Source organism: Acinetobacter sp. CAU_H_29a_1 (genome assembly GCF_058599505.1).
The window spans coordinates 766,793-780,567 of sequence record NZ_CM178655.1 but is presented as its reverse complement, the minus strand read 5'-3'; the positions used below and the strand labels follow the sequence as shown (position 1 = coordinate 780,567).

General features: G+C 42.2%; 11 protein-coding genes. 5 read left to right on the top strand and 6 right to left on the bottom strand.

Annotated features, from left to right (window positions below):
* Positions 1–17 precede the first annotated feature (17 nt).
* Both AC4MDD_RS03935 and AC4MDD_RS03930 read right to left on the bottom strand, forming a co-directional pair.
* Positions 18–1,826: an ABC transporter substrate-binding protein gene (locus AC4MDD_RS03935; RefSeq protein WP_491882331.1), complete on the bottom strand. Its 1,809-nt coding sequence runs from the start codon at positions 1,824–1,826 to the stop codon at positions 18–20.
* A 17-nt stretch (positions 1,827–1,843) separates the two neighbouring features.
* Entirely contained in the window at positions 1,844–3,640 is a 1,797-nt protein-coding gene (locus tag AC4MDD_RS03930; RefSeq protein WP_491882592.1) for an ABC transporter substrate-binding protein, read from the bottom strand.
* Positions 3,641–4,388: 748 nt separating this feature from the next.
* Here AC4MDD_RS03930 and AC4MDD_RS03925 point away from each other — a divergent pair.
* The 5 genes from AC4MDD_RS03925 to AC4MDD_RS03905 all read left to right on the top strand — a co-directional run bounded on the left by AC4MDD_RS03925 (position 4,389) and on the right by AC4MDD_RS03905 (position 9,721).
* Positions 4,389–7,076, top strand: a complete 2,688-nt coding sequence (locus tag AC4MDD_RS03925) for a TonB-dependent receptor (RefSeq protein WP_491882330.1) — start codon at positions 4,389–4,391, stop codon at positions 7,074–7,076.
* A 151-nt stretch (positions 7,077–7,227) separates the two neighbouring features.
* The gene (locus tag AC4MDD_RS03920) at positions 7,228–7,926 is read left to right on the top strand and encodes an energy transducer TonB (protein ID WP_491882329.1); all 699 of its coding nucleotides are present in this window, start codon (positions 7,228–7,230) and stop codon (positions 7,924–7,926) included.
* A gap of 34 nt (positions 7,927–7,960) precedes the next feature.
* Positions 7,961–8,842 carry a MotA/TolQ/ExbB proton channel family protein gene (locus tag AC4MDD_RS03915; protein WP_078389254.1) on the top strand — a complete coding sequence of 294 codons (882 nt, stop codon included), beginning with the start codon at positions 7,961–7,963 and terminating at the stop codon, positions 8,840–8,842.
* Positions 8,843–8,860: 18 nt separating this feature from the next.
* Positions 8,861–9,286, top strand: a complete 426-nt coding sequence (locus AC4MDD_RS03910; RefSeq protein ID WP_325087543.1) for an ExbD/TolR family protein — start codon at positions 8,861–8,863, stop codon at positions 9,284–9,286.
* Between the two features lie 18 nt (positions 9,287–9,304).
* Positions 9,305–9,721 (top strand): ExbD/TolR family protein, encoded by a 417-nt coding sequence (locus AC4MDD_RS03905; protein ID WP_062034043.1) that lies wholly within the window; start codon positions 9,305–9,307, stop codon positions 9,719–9,721.
* Positions 9,722–9,794: 73 nt separating this feature from the next.
* Here the strand turns inward: AC4MDD_RS03905 and bioD are convergent, their stop codons facing one another.
* Genes bioD through bioA form a run of 4 tightly spaced genes read right to left on the bottom strand, consistent with a single transcriptional unit; the run spans position 9,795 to position 13,696 of the window.
* Positions 9,795–10,439, bottom strand: coding sequence for a dethiobiotin synthase (gene bioD / locus AC4MDD_RS03900; RefSeq protein WP_491882328.1), 645 nt, complete (start codon positions 10,437–10,439; stop codon positions 9,795–9,797).
* Positions 10,436–11,215: a malonyl-ACP O-methyltransferase BioC gene (gene bioC / locus AC4MDD_RS03895; RefSeq protein WP_491882327.1), complete on the bottom strand. Its 780-nt coding sequence runs from the start codon at positions 11,213–11,215 to the stop codon at positions 10,436–10,438. The genes bioD and bioC overlap by 4 nt, the downstream gene beginning before the upstream one ends.
* Positions 11,216–11,222: 7 nt before the next feature.
* Positions 11,223–12,380, bottom strand: coding sequence for an 8-amino-7-oxononanoate synthase (locus tag AC4MDD_RS03890; RefSeq protein WP_491882326.1), 1,158 nt, complete (start codon positions 12,378–12,380; stop codon positions 11,223–11,225).
* Positions 12,377–13,696 carry an adenosylmethionine--8-amino-7-oxononanoate transaminase gene (gene bioA / locus AC4MDD_RS03885; protein ID WP_491882325.1) on the bottom strand — a complete coding sequence of 440 codons (1,320 nt, stop codon included), beginning with the start codon at positions 13,694–13,696 and terminating at the stop codon, positions 12,377–12,379. The genes AC4MDD_RS03890 and bioA overlap by 4 nt, the downstream gene beginning before the upstream one ends.
* Between the last annotated feature and the right edge of the window lie 79 nt (positions 13,697–13,775).

The following is a 13,775-nucleotide window of genomic DNA, read 5'->3' as shown; positions in this document are numbered from 1 at the left end:
CCAGTTTTGTTTAATTTCTATTTTTTCAAATCAATATCGATATACATCCACTCTGCGGGCAGTATGGGATGCTTTTTAAAACCAATCACACGCGGTTGTGCCAAGATATTGCGGTAACGCGCCCCAATCACCTGCACAGGCATATACACTTCCAGCAGGCGTGACATTTTGGCGTAGATTGCATCGCGCTCTGGGCTTGGTGTCATCTTTTGGGCTTGTTCATATAGGCGGTCATATTCAGGAATTTTGACGCAGCCATTGTTGGTGATCTTGATGTTTTTGCCATAAAACAACTGCATAAAGTTATCTGCATCTGGGTAGTCTGCAATCCATGCTGATGCTTTAAACATGGTTTTACATTGTTTTTCTAATTTCAAAGCCTCAGCAAAAGGCATCGACTTGGTGGTCATTTTAATTTTGATACTGTCTAAGGTTTTCTTCCAAAACTCGGCCTGTTGCTGACTGCGTAAATTATTGCCCGAAAGCGTCATCTCAATCACCAAAGGTTTCCCATTCGGCTGAGTACGCCAACCATCCGCAGCTACTTTATAGTGATAACGATCTAACAATAAATTTGCCGCTTTGACTGAGTAAGGAATACTGCTTCGATAATTGGGATCGTAGCCCACCACACCACTTGGAATCGGTGCTTGCAGTTTTTGCGCATCGCCTTTTTGTAAAATATTGATGTAATTATCGGCTGAAAAAGCCATTGCCATAGCACGGCGCAGGGCAATTTTATCTTTACTTAAGCCGCCGACTATTGGGTTTTGCATATTCCAATAATGATAGTCAATCGAGGGATCGGTGATTCGTGACAGCTGTACGCCTTTCTTAACCAATTCCGGTTTTAGTTTTCCATCTTGCAAGGCTTGAACCGTCAGCTCACCATCTAAGGCAAACAAATCCACTTCATCTTTAATAAAGGACAACCATCGCGACTGGCCTTCTTCCATCACCTGAATATCAATCACGCCAATTTGCGGCATCTTTTTGCCTTGCATGGCTTTGACAATCTTTTGGTCATCAGGCGTACTGGCCTTAAAGTTCCAAACAAAACTTCGGAAATCAGGATTGGCCTTTAAAATAATCCGCGAACCTGGCGTCCAACGGCTGAGCATATACGGCCCAGTGCCTATTGGATGCCCCATCACAAAACCCGCTTTGTCACGATATTTTTCGATGACTTCCCGTGCAACTGCACCCGCAGGCTGATGTGCTAGCAACATTGGAAAGTTCTGATCAGGGCTGGTCAGGCGAATAACCAAGGTATAACGGTCTGGTGTTTGCAAGCCTGCGACAGATTGGTCGTAATTGAATTTCCCCGTTTTCTGCGCCTGTTTCAGCAAAGCCTCCATCCCTAAGATTCGCCCATCGAGCAGCCAACTGTTGGGTGAACGCAAGCTCGGATCCAGTAAGCGTTTAAAGGTATACACATAATCAGCCGAAGTCAGCTCACGCTTTTTACCTTTAAACACTGGGTCTGCAGCAAAATAAATCCCCTTTTGCAAACGAATGGTATAGGTCAATCCATCCGGGCTCACCTCGGGTAAAGCCGCAGCTGTTCGTGGTACCAATTTCGCAGGTGAGGCCAAATAATCATAGGTAAACAACGTTTCAAAAATCGATCCATTAACATGAGCCGAGTACAAGTCATGCACGCCCGCAGGGTCAAAGCCTGTTTCAGCCACAGGAAAAACATAACGTAAAACTTTTTTCGGGTCGGCAGGGCTTTGTGCAAAACTGGAAACTGAACTGCTCAGCAGAATGCTGCCTGCCAAAATTCCCAAACCCCATCGTTTCAATGTCTGATTTAGATCTCTCATTATGTTCTACATCTCAATTATTTTTTTATGGGCTGAATATCAAGATATTGCCAGTTGGTGTTCATCATCGGATGTGCTTTAAAACCCTGAACTTGTGGATGTAACAACCAATTTCGAATACGACTGTTATGAATAATCCATGGATTATCGGCCTCAATTTGACGACTGAGTTTTTCATAAAATGGCAAACGCTGAGGCGGTGGTAAGGCCATAGCCTGTGTATAAAGTGCATCATAGGCTTTGGACTGGTAGCAACTGAGATTGCCCTGAGCCGAATTGGGCCCATACAGCAGTTGGGCAAAGTTTTCCCCTTCAGGATAGTCTGCAATCCAAGCCCCACCCCAAATCATATATTTACATTGCATCGCTGCTTTTAAATTGTCAGCAAAGTTACTCACCACAAAGTCGGCACGCAGACCAATCGCATCTAAATTTTTCTTCCACAGTTCAGATTGAATCACGGAACTGGAACTGTTTTCAGTCATAAACTTAAGCGTTAGAGGCTGACCATTCGGTAGCCGACGGTAACCATCTCCCCCCTTTTTATAACCGAAACGATCCAGTAATTTATTCGCCAAGAGCGGGTTATAGGCCACGCTACTCCGATAATTCGGATTAAAGCCTTGTACCCCCTCAGGCACCAACATCTCCGACTTCACCGCCTGTCCTTTATACAGTTGTTTAATGGCTTCTGCTTGGTTATAAGCCAGACTAATCGCACGTCTTAATGCAACTTTTTCAAGCCCAAAACCGCCCACTGTAGGGTCTTGCATATTAAACATGGTATAGGTGATTTCAGCGTCTTTATTGGGGAAATGTTGAATGCCTTGCTTGACCAGTTCAGGTTTGAGTTGCTTACCATTTAAAGCCTGTGGTACCGCATTGGAAGTCAGTTTGTCAAAGTCGAGTTGCCCCGATTTGAACGCGAGCCAGCGAGACTGTTCTTCTTCAATAATACTGACGCTGACTTTGCCGATTTGCGGCATTTTTTTGCCTTGCATCTCCTTGACCAGACGGTTGTCCCAACTCGAACCTGTAGATTTAAAATTCCATGTAAAACCACGATATTTCGGGTTGGCCACCAGTTCAATACGACTCCGCGGTACATATTTACTCAGTTGATAAGGCCCTGTCCCCACGGGATGCTGCGCGATTCGGTCCCCATAAAACTCCACCACTTCCCGCGCTGTTCCACTAAATGTGGCGTAAGCTAAGATATAGGGAAAATTATAGTCAGGACGAATTAATGTGATTTGTAGTGTGTATTTATCGAGGGCTTTTAAACCCGGAATCGCGGCATCATAATTAAACTGGCCTGTTTTCTTGGCTTGAGCAACAGCAGCATCGCCACCGACAATTTTGCCCTCAATAAATGAATAGGTCGGTGAGCGATTTTTCGGATCCATAATCCGCATCATGGAATAAATATAATCCTGCGCGACCAACTCCCGCGGCTTGCCTTTGAAAGCCGCGTCATCACTAAAATAAATATTGGGCTGAATTTTAAAGATATAGACTTTGCCCTCTTGTTCTATTTTTGGCATCGACACTGCTGTGTTTGGAACCAATTGAGCGGGGCGTGCCAAATAATCGTATTTTAAAAGTGGTTCAAAAATGGCTTGGGCAATACTACCACTATAAAAATTATAGGTTTTAACCGTATCAAAACCATCATCAGGCGCTTCATAAGCGATATTTAATACTTTGTTTGGATCTGCAGGCGACTTTGCATAGGCAGAAAAGCCAAAACCCATCGCAAGGGATAAAGCAGCAAGCTTCAGTTTTTTTGAATTCAAGTTCATACCTTTACACATCTTTTTTTTAAGCAAGGTGATCTCACGCCATCCATGTTCAATGTCAGTGTTTTATTTTTCAGACCACACTGACAAAAACTTAAAACATAAACCCATGTTTTATAAATTAAATTTTAATTATCAAAATTTAAAAAACGGTCATGGGCAAATATTCACCTCAGCAACAAAGCGAATATCATGCCACGCCTATTTTTTTATCATTCTAATTTAACATTTTGTAAGAAAAATATATGGATATTAATTAGTTATAAATCAGAGGCTCAACTCACATCGGAACATTTTGCCAATTAGTAGCTATTTTTAAACATTAGGTTTAAATAAACTATTGCACAGATTTAATACACCAATGATTCAAATTCGAACATCTCAAGAAATACAAAAAACCAAATAAAACATCACAAGTATTTATTTATTAAAGATAAATATTAATATTTCAGTATAATTACAAATAAGATTTTGTATTAAAAATTCAAAAAATCACGACTCATTTTTGATCACTTATTATATGAATAATCATTTTATGATTATTTTTTAATCGATTTATAAGTAATTTTTTGCTATTTTAATTTTTTAAATTCTAGAAAAATGAAAACAAGTTACATAAATCCATACAAATAATAAAATAAAACAATATTTTCCAATAACTTAATTCACAGTCTTTTGTCTATCCCTGAAAGTTGGCATTTGCCTTGCACTCCCTCAGCACAGCAATACCGCTAAATATAGAAAAAGAAGGGTTGAATTTACGATGCAAAAAAACAAATTTGTTCGATCTATGGGGACCCCAACCATCAGCAAATCAATACTTAAACTAAGTACCCTGACTTTAAGTATGATGTGTTTGTCTTTAGCTCATGCAGAAGAAACCGAAAGCTCAGTCTCAGCAGAACCAACTAAAAAAGTTGCTAAAGTGACTGTCACTGGCTCCTCTATCAAAGGAGTTGCAGCTCAAAGTTCTTCACCCATTACGGTCATTAAAGTCGATGAAATTCTCAAACAAGGCGTTACTACCACTGAAGAAGCTTTATCTAAAATCACTGCCAACCAATCAAACTTTGTAACCGCTTCAAATGTTGGTACAAGCAGGACACAGGGTTCATCAGCAAATTTAAGAGGATTAGGTGCAAATAAAACATTGGTTTTACTCAATGGTCGGCGTTTAGCAGCGAATGCTTATGATAGTGGTGTCACAAACTTAAATATCATTCCACTTGCTATGCTTGATCGCATTGAGGTTTTAAGGGACGGTGCTTCTGCTGTCTACGGAACAGATGCCATTGGAGGCGTAGTCAACTTTATTACCAAAAAACAGTTCAATGGCTTAAATTTTAGTGCCGACTATCAAAAGCCTGAAGAAAAAGGTGGAGAACAACAAAGTTATTCAATTTTTGGAGGCTTTGGTGATTTAGAAGAAAATGGTTTTAATGCTTTTGGGGTAATTGATTATCGTCGCGGCGAAGATATCATGGCGCAAGATCGTAAAGCCAGCCGTCGCGGTGGTGTCTTACCCGAGTTAGGGGTTAATAGAACCAGTAGCGGATCATTTCCAGCTAATTTATATGATACAGCAACGGGTACATTTGGTAACCCTTATGCAAAAACAGGTTGCGGTAATAGCCCTCTCGTCTTCAGTAATGATGGTTTAACTTGTCGTTATAACAGTCAGGCTGTTATTGGTATCATCCCTCAAACAGAAGACATATCTGTAATGGGGCGTATCACTACAAAAATTAATGATAATTTTAATGCAATTGGTGAGTACGTCTACGCGCGAAGTGAAGTCACGACATCAGTTGCTCCAGACGTGTTCTTTGACTTACCCATGAATCCATCTAGTAAATATTATCCTGGCAAAGGAATTACGCCTGCAATGGATAATGTCAGCGGCCCTCTTGAGTTATATCTTCGTTCTCAAGCTGGTAACCGAGTTAGTAGTAGTGTGAATGATTCACATCGTATATTTGCAGGCCTAGAAGGGGATGCATATGGCTGGGATATTAACACCGGCGTAACCTATGCCCGTAGCAACGCAGCCGATAATATTTTAAGCGGTTATCTCAATTATGATAAAACAGCTGCGGCATTATTGAATGGCACACTCAATCCCTTTGGTGCACAAAGCGAGGTAGATGGCAATGTATGGAGTGATTTAAGTGTTACAGGGCAATATTTAGATGCCAAATTAGATTCAACCACTGTCGACTTTACCGCAAGCCGCCCAATTTATACTTTACCAGCAGGTGACGTAGGATTTGCTATCGGCGCAAGCTATCGCCGTGATGATTGGCAATCAAAAACGCTTGCAGAAATTGCAAGTGTTGCCCCAAGCACAGGCGTAGATCCCACAGAACCTGTCAATGAAGGTTCGCGCAATATTAAAGCTGTTTTCACCGAATTACACATTCCTTTGCATAAAACTTTAGAGGCTCAACTTGCAGCCCGATACGATGATTACAGCGATTTTGGTGACGCATTCAATCCAAAATTTTCTCTTCGTTGGGAACCACTTAAACAATTAATGTTCCGAACAAGCTATACAAAAGGATTTAGAGCACCAACCTTACAAGAAATGTATTCACCAAAATCGGTAACTAATACAGCAGCAACTTACAATGACCCTGTACTTTGCCCTGGAGGCGTACCTGCGACAGGATCGCTACCAGCACGTGATTGCGGTATGCAGTTTGATCGTCAGAATGGTGGTAATAAAGACCTTGAACCAGAAAAGTCTGACTCATTTACTGCTGGCATCGTCTTTGAACCTATTAAAAATCTTGTATTTACCTTAGATTATTTCGATATCAAAGTGAAGAATCAAATCACAACTATTTCTGAGACGGCCATTTTTGCTGACCCAGTAAAATATGCGGATAAATTTATCCGCAATGCTGATGGTTCTCTCAACTATATCAATACAACGAATCAAAACTTAGGTGGTATTAAAACTTCTGGTTTTGATGCAGGTATCGCTTGGCGTTCTCCAATGACAACTACTGGACAGTTTGGAGCGAGTATTGATGGCACTTATGTAACAGATTACCAATACCAAGAAAACAAAGGTATGCCTTGGATTGGCGTAGCAGGTAGTTACGCTGGCTTAGATTATCAAGCAATTGTTTTACGCTGGAAACATACCGCCAATTTAGACTGGCGCTATGAAAATTGGGCAATAAACTTACAACAAAATTTCTCTAAAGGCTACACAGATCAAAACTCAGGCGGCCAAGACCACAAAGTAAGCGATTACATAACCTACAACTTATCTGGTACTTATAAAGGTTTTAAAAATTTAGAGCTCACCATGGGGCTCAAGAATATGTTTGATGCTGAACCACCAGCGTCAAATGTACTAGATAACTTCCAAATGGGATACGACCCACGTTATGCAGATGCAGTAGGACGTACCTACTTCGCTCGTGGTACCTATAAATTCTAATACATCCTTACCACTACAACATGGTTTTCCCTCTGTTGTAGTGGCTCAAACTAACTCTTTAATTTAGAAAATTATTATTGTTTTGATCACAATTTAGCAACTTCATTTCTAGAGTTATGTACGGATCAAAGATTACATTTTAGGAGTAACTATGGGCACTACATTTGAAGATTTAGAAAAAAACTCCGCCAAAAAACTCACAGGTATTGGCGTTGTGATTTTCTTACATGTTCTTGTTGGCTTGGTGCTAATGGCGGGCTTGGCAAAAGATATTGTCAAACCCTCAACCGAACCTGTGGAATTGGTCATTCTGCAAGATATCAAGCCGCCTGAGCCTGAACCACCTAAAGAAGTTCCACCAGAGCCACCAAAAATGGTGAAAAAAGTAGCGCAGCAGCCTGACCCTAAACCTGTAGAAAAAGTAGTCCCAGTGCAAAAAACAGTTGCTACACCCGTCACTAAACCGACGATAAGCACGCCGACGCCAGTTGCATCATCGCCTTCTCCAAGCCCATCTCCAACCCCAACACCGACTGCCGCTGCTCCATCACCTGCACCCAAACCCACAGGTGTTACACGTGGAGTATCGGAAGGTGAAGCTGGATGTAAAGCACCAAGCTATCCACGCGAAGCAGAGATGAGTGGTATTTCAGGCACCGTACTGATTTCGGTCTTTGTCGATACCAATGGTAAAGCCCAAGAAGTCAAAGTAAAGCGTTCTACAGGTGACCGTACTTTAGACCGTGCTGCAACGAAAGCGTATAGCTTGTGCACATTTAAACCTGCAATGAAAGATGGCGTAGCTCAAAGCGCTTGGTTCGACATCCCATACGAATTTGTTCTCGAATAATTGAAAAAGATCAGCCGACATTAGGAGTTACACAATGCAAAAATTAAAAAACTTTACCGCAGCAAGCCTACTTGGAATGAGCACATTACTTCCTCTACAAGCTGTTTTTGCAGAGGAAACCGCTGCGCCCACTACAGCACTAACTACACCAGCCGCCACGACTGAAAAAACAGCAACACCTGTTCCCCCACCCTTAGCTGAAAAAGCACCTACTGTTTCAGAAAAAGTACATAACCCTTATGGCTTAGAAGCAATGTGGAAAGAAGGTGATCTGGTGTCTAAAGTGACACTGTTTATTTTGGTGATTATGTCGATTGGGACATGGTACATCATCATCACCAAGTGCTTACAGCAAGGCAAAATTCGCAAACAAGGCCAACATGCCGATAAAAACTTTTGGGAAGCAACCTCTCTCGATAGTGCAACTGAAGGTTTAGATGATGCCAGTGTGTACCGCTTTATTGCTGAAAAAGGCATTAAATCCACAAAAAATCATGGTGGAACATTATTAGAGCGTATCGACTTTAATACTTGGGTCACTATCTCGATTCAACGCGCCATCGACAAAATTCACAGCCATTTAAGTGGTGGGCTGGCTTTTCTTGCAACTGTAGGTTCAACCGCACCTTTCGTGGGTTTATTCGGTACCGTTTGGGGCATTTACCATGCGTTAACCGCGATTGGGGTATCGGGTCAAGCATCTATTGATAAAGTCGCAGGCCCTGTGGGTGAAGCCTTAATTATGACTGCAATTGGTTTAGCCGTGGCTGTTCCAGCAGTGCTTGGTTACAACTGGTTAACTCGTCGGAATAAAGCCGTGATGGAAGAAGTTCGTACCTTCGGTTCAGACCTGCATGCGGTGTTGTTAAGTGGTGAAATCAGCACCAACAATCCTGTTAACCGTGACATGAAATAAGAACATGAGGAATCAGCCATGGGAATGACGGTAAATTCAAATGACAGCGATGATGATGTAATCGGAACCATTAATACCACCCCTCTGGTTGATATTATGTTGGTTTTACTGATTATTTTCCTCATTACAGTGCCTGTTGCGATTCATACCGTGCCAGTCAATTTGCCTGAAGAAAGGAATGTGCCTTATGAAACCAAACCTGAAAATATTCAACTCGCAGTCAATAAAAATGGCGATATTTTCTGGAATGAAAGTTACATTGCCGATAAAGCAACATTACTCACTCGGTTACAGACAGAGGCACAAAAGAGACCTCAGCCCGATGTTCACATTCGTGGTGACCAACTTACGCCATACGATGCGATTGACCAAGTCATTACTACCACGCAGCAAGCGGGGATTGGCAAAATTGCCTTTGTCACCACACCGCCCTCTTCACCTTAATCAAAGAAGGATTCAGCTATGGGTATGAATGTTGGTTCCAACCAAGATGATGAAGATGTGATGCTTGATGTCAACATGACGCCTTTGATTGATGTCATGTTGGTATTACTGATTATGTTCATTATCACGATTCCATTGCCAAACAACGCCATTAATATCAACCTCCCGAATGGCACACCACCACCAGTTCAGGAAAAACCACCTGAAATCGTGGAACTACGCTTAGATGCTCAAGGCAAAATGTTTTGGAATGAACACGCTGTGGAGTCCAAACAAGCGCTCGAAGCCTTGTTTCAAACCGTTGCTCAAAAAGCAGATCAAGACCAAATTAAACTCAAAGCTGACCGCGCAACGGAATATAAATACATTGCGATGGTCATGGCCGCAGCCCAACGCCTTGATGTGAAAAAAATTGGAGTCGTGAGTAATCAATAAATAAAACCGTCAAAAAAACCGCTGACAGCTTTTGCTGTTCGCGGTTTTTTTATTTTTTTAGAGACTCTGCGAATTACTTCAATACGGGGATGTCCATCCACAAGGCTTGCGGAAAATGTGTCGCCAAATAAGCTTTTAAATAGGTCGCAGTATCTTTAGAAATGAGTTCATCTTGTGACTCATCATTTAAGTTATAGGCTAAAGCGTAAAGCTCTAAACCACGGTTTTTCAGTGCTTCTAAACTTAAAATGGTATGGTTAATACTGCCCAAACGCCCTGAACTTACCAAAATGACAGGCAGTTGCTTAGCTGCAATATAGTCAATACTGAGCAAATCCGTGGTTAAAGGCACCATCAAACCACCCGCACCTTCTAACAACACCACCTCATATTTTTCAGCCAGCTGCTGAGTAGCACGCTCGATTTTTGCAAAATCAATCTCACGACCATCAATTTTAGTCGCTAAATGTGGCGATGCAGGATAACTAAAAATTTCAGGCATGGTCAGCTTACTGTCATCTTCAGGAAACCAACCCATACCCATAATTTTACGGTGCTGTTCAATGTCTTCAGAAACATCCACATTACCCGTTTGCACTAGCTTTTGGGTAATGGTTTTTTGGCCTTGTTCATTCCAAAGCTTGGCTAAGTAGCCCGTAGTATAGGTTTTCCCAATGCCTGTATCGATTCCACTGATAAAGTAAACTGATCCAGTCATGGCATTCTCCGTGCAATACAATAAATAGGGTGATAACTCAGGCGATAATGAATCTGTCCTGATGTATCGAGTTGTGAAAACTGTTGATAATCTTGATAAAAGCGTTCAAGGGAGTGCTTGGTCCAACGAAAGCTCGATGCAGTTGCCGTGACACCTGTGGCTTTTAAATGTTGCAGTACCTGTTTCGGTGTCGCAAAGTCTAAGTACTCAATTTGTTCAGACAAATGCAGAACATCAAAACCTTGGTTTTGCAATTTTTCCCGTAGTTGATCGAGGTTTACATAATCTAAACCTTGCCCCGTTAAAGTCTTAATCTCTTGTAAATTCCGCTCGCCAAAGGTGGAAAAACAAAATAGACCTTGTGGAAGCAGACTGTCATTCGCTTTCTGAAAAACAGCAGCAAGATCTGTCATCCACTGCAGTGCAGAGGTCGATACAATCAGTTCTAAATGAGCTGGAAAAACAAGCTGTTCAATATCGCCTAATAACCAGTCTATATTTGAATAACTCTGAAAGTGCTGCTGCACCTCAGCATATAAGTCATTCAGTAGATAGTGCTGAATTTGGAAATCCTTCAGCAAAAGATGGCTTAAATTGCCTGAACCACAACCAATTTCAAACACCCGCTCAAATTGCGATTTAACAGCATAACGTTGGATTAAATTAAAAAGCTGGCGTGCAATTTGTTTTTGCACAACCGCATGTTCACTGTAGCTTTGCCCTGCCTGAGCAAAGCGCAATGCGACTTGTGCTTTATCAATCTCTAAATTCTTCACGACTCACTCACAACAACTGAATCAACTGATCTAAATCAGTATGGCGAACTTGAGCGGTTAAGGAAATACGTAGTCTAGAACTATGCTGCGGCACAGTCGGCGGTCGTACAGGCATAATATAAAAACCTGCTTGTTGCAAAACTTTCGCCTTCTCCACCGTTTTGCTCGAATCACCGATGATCACAGGGATAATTTGAGACGTTGATGGACAATCAAAACCTTTGGCCTGAACCGCTTGCTGCAAGGTCTGACTGATACTGTGTAAATGCTGTCTTGAGGTCTTTAACTGCAAGACTTTTTGCAAGATAAAATTGCTCCACGCCATGCAAATCGGCGGTTGTGCCGTACTAAAAATCAATGGGCGCATCGTATTGATGAGATAGTCTCGAATCACAGGATGACAAATCAGATAGCCGCCGATTGAAGCCATAGCCTTACCCAAAGCACCAACCAAAAAGTCGATCTCATCAATCACTTGATATTGCTCGGCACAGCCCAAACCTTGCTCACCACGCACACCAATACCATGTGCTTCATCGACATAGAGCATGACTTTTTCAAACTGTTTTTTGATGCGGACCAATTCAGCCAAATCGGTTTCGTCACCATCCATACTAAAAATGGACTCGGTCACCACAATGATTCGCTCAAAAGCATCATCGGTATGATACTTCTGCAAAAGTTGGGTTAAATGTACCAAGTCATTATGCCGATAACGTACCAACTTCGCTGTCGATAAACGAATACCATCAATCATGCTGGCATGAATTAATTTATCAGCCAGAATTAGGGTTTTACTGTCCGCTAACGCAGGTAAAATACCAATATTCATGTGATAGCCGCTGTTGAATACCAAAGCCGCTCGACCATGAAAAGCTTGACTCAGACTGCTCTCAAACTGTTCATATTCAGGAAAATTACCCGTTAATAAACGTGAAGAAGCTGAACTCATCCAGCGCTGCGCATTTGGTGTTTCATCGAAAAACTGTTCTCGTAATTCGATATTTGCAGCCAATCCTAGATAGTCATTCGATGCCAAATTCAACATCTCATGATCATTGATTCGAATCATCCGCCCTTGCTGCACATTGGACGTAAACCGGCGCAAATTGCCTTGCTGTTTAAGGATATCCAACTGCGCTGCAAAATGCTCTACATGCCTCATACAACAGGCTCCTGCATCTGCACCACCACTTCAACCAATTGCTCAAGCAAGGTCTTCAGTTCCTGTGAGGTAATCACATAAGGGGGCATCACATAAACCAGTTTTCCAAATGGTCGCACCCAAATACCACGGCGGACAAACTCCTGTTGTAAGGTCTTCATATCTACATTAAACGTCAGCTCAACCACACCGATGGCACCCAATACACGAACCTCGTGTACATATTCAAGTGACTGCAACGGGGGCAAAGCGGTACGAAGTTGTGTTTCAATGCGTTGAATATTGCTTTGCCAATCTCCTGAGATTAGGAGTTCTGTACTTTTCGCCGCCACCGCACACGCTAAGGGATTAGCCATAAACGTTGGGCCGTGCATAAACACACCCGCTTCGCCTCGACTGATGGTTTCAGCAATATGCTTCGTGGTTAAGGTTGCAGACAAAGTCATATAGCCGCCTGTCAAACCTTTACCCATACACATAATGTCAGGTTCGACCTGTGCATGCTCCCAAGCAAAGAGTTTCCCCGTACGCCCAAAACCAGTCGCAATTTCATCAAAAATCAGTAAAACACCATATTTTTCACAGAGCAATTTGGCCTGTCGTAAATACTCAGGATGATAAAAACGCATCCCTCCTGCACCCTGAACAATCGGCTCAACAATCAGCGCGGCGATACTTTCATGCTGTGCAGCTAAGGTGTTTTCAAGCTCACAAATGTCCTTCTGATCCCATGCTGCATCAAAGGCAACTTGCGGTGCAGGAACAAAAATACGATTGGGTAAGCTTGAGCCAAAAATTTGATGCATCCCTGTGACAGGGTCACAGACCGACATCGCATTCCACGTGTCACCGTGGTAGCCCGAACGCGGGGTGACAAAATTGGTTTTGTCTTGTTTCCCAAGCGAAGTCCAATACTGAACTGCCATTTTTAACGCCACTTCAACCGCAACAGAACCCGAGTCTGCATAGAAAATTTTATCTAAACTTGGCGGGGTGATTTGCAACAGTAATTTGCCCAGTTGAATGGCGGGATCATGGCTAAAGCCACCAAACATAATATGTGACATGTTTTGCAGTTGGTCTGTCACGGCCTGATTCAGTTCAGGATGGTTATAGCCGTGTATGGTGCACCACCACGAAGACATTCCATCAATCAGCTGACGACCATCCTCTAGTTCAATGGTTGAGCCAAAGGCTTTTTTAACTTTAAAGGTGGGGAGCGGATTGGTCATCGAGGTATAAGGATGCCAAATATGTTCCCGATCAAATGCTAAGTCATCCAACTCACCATCCAATTTGGCATTGATCTCAGTCATCCTTAACTCCATATCGACTACAGTTACAGCAAAATTTCAATTTGACTGATCTTAAACCTGCGCGCATCAAAAAGAAATT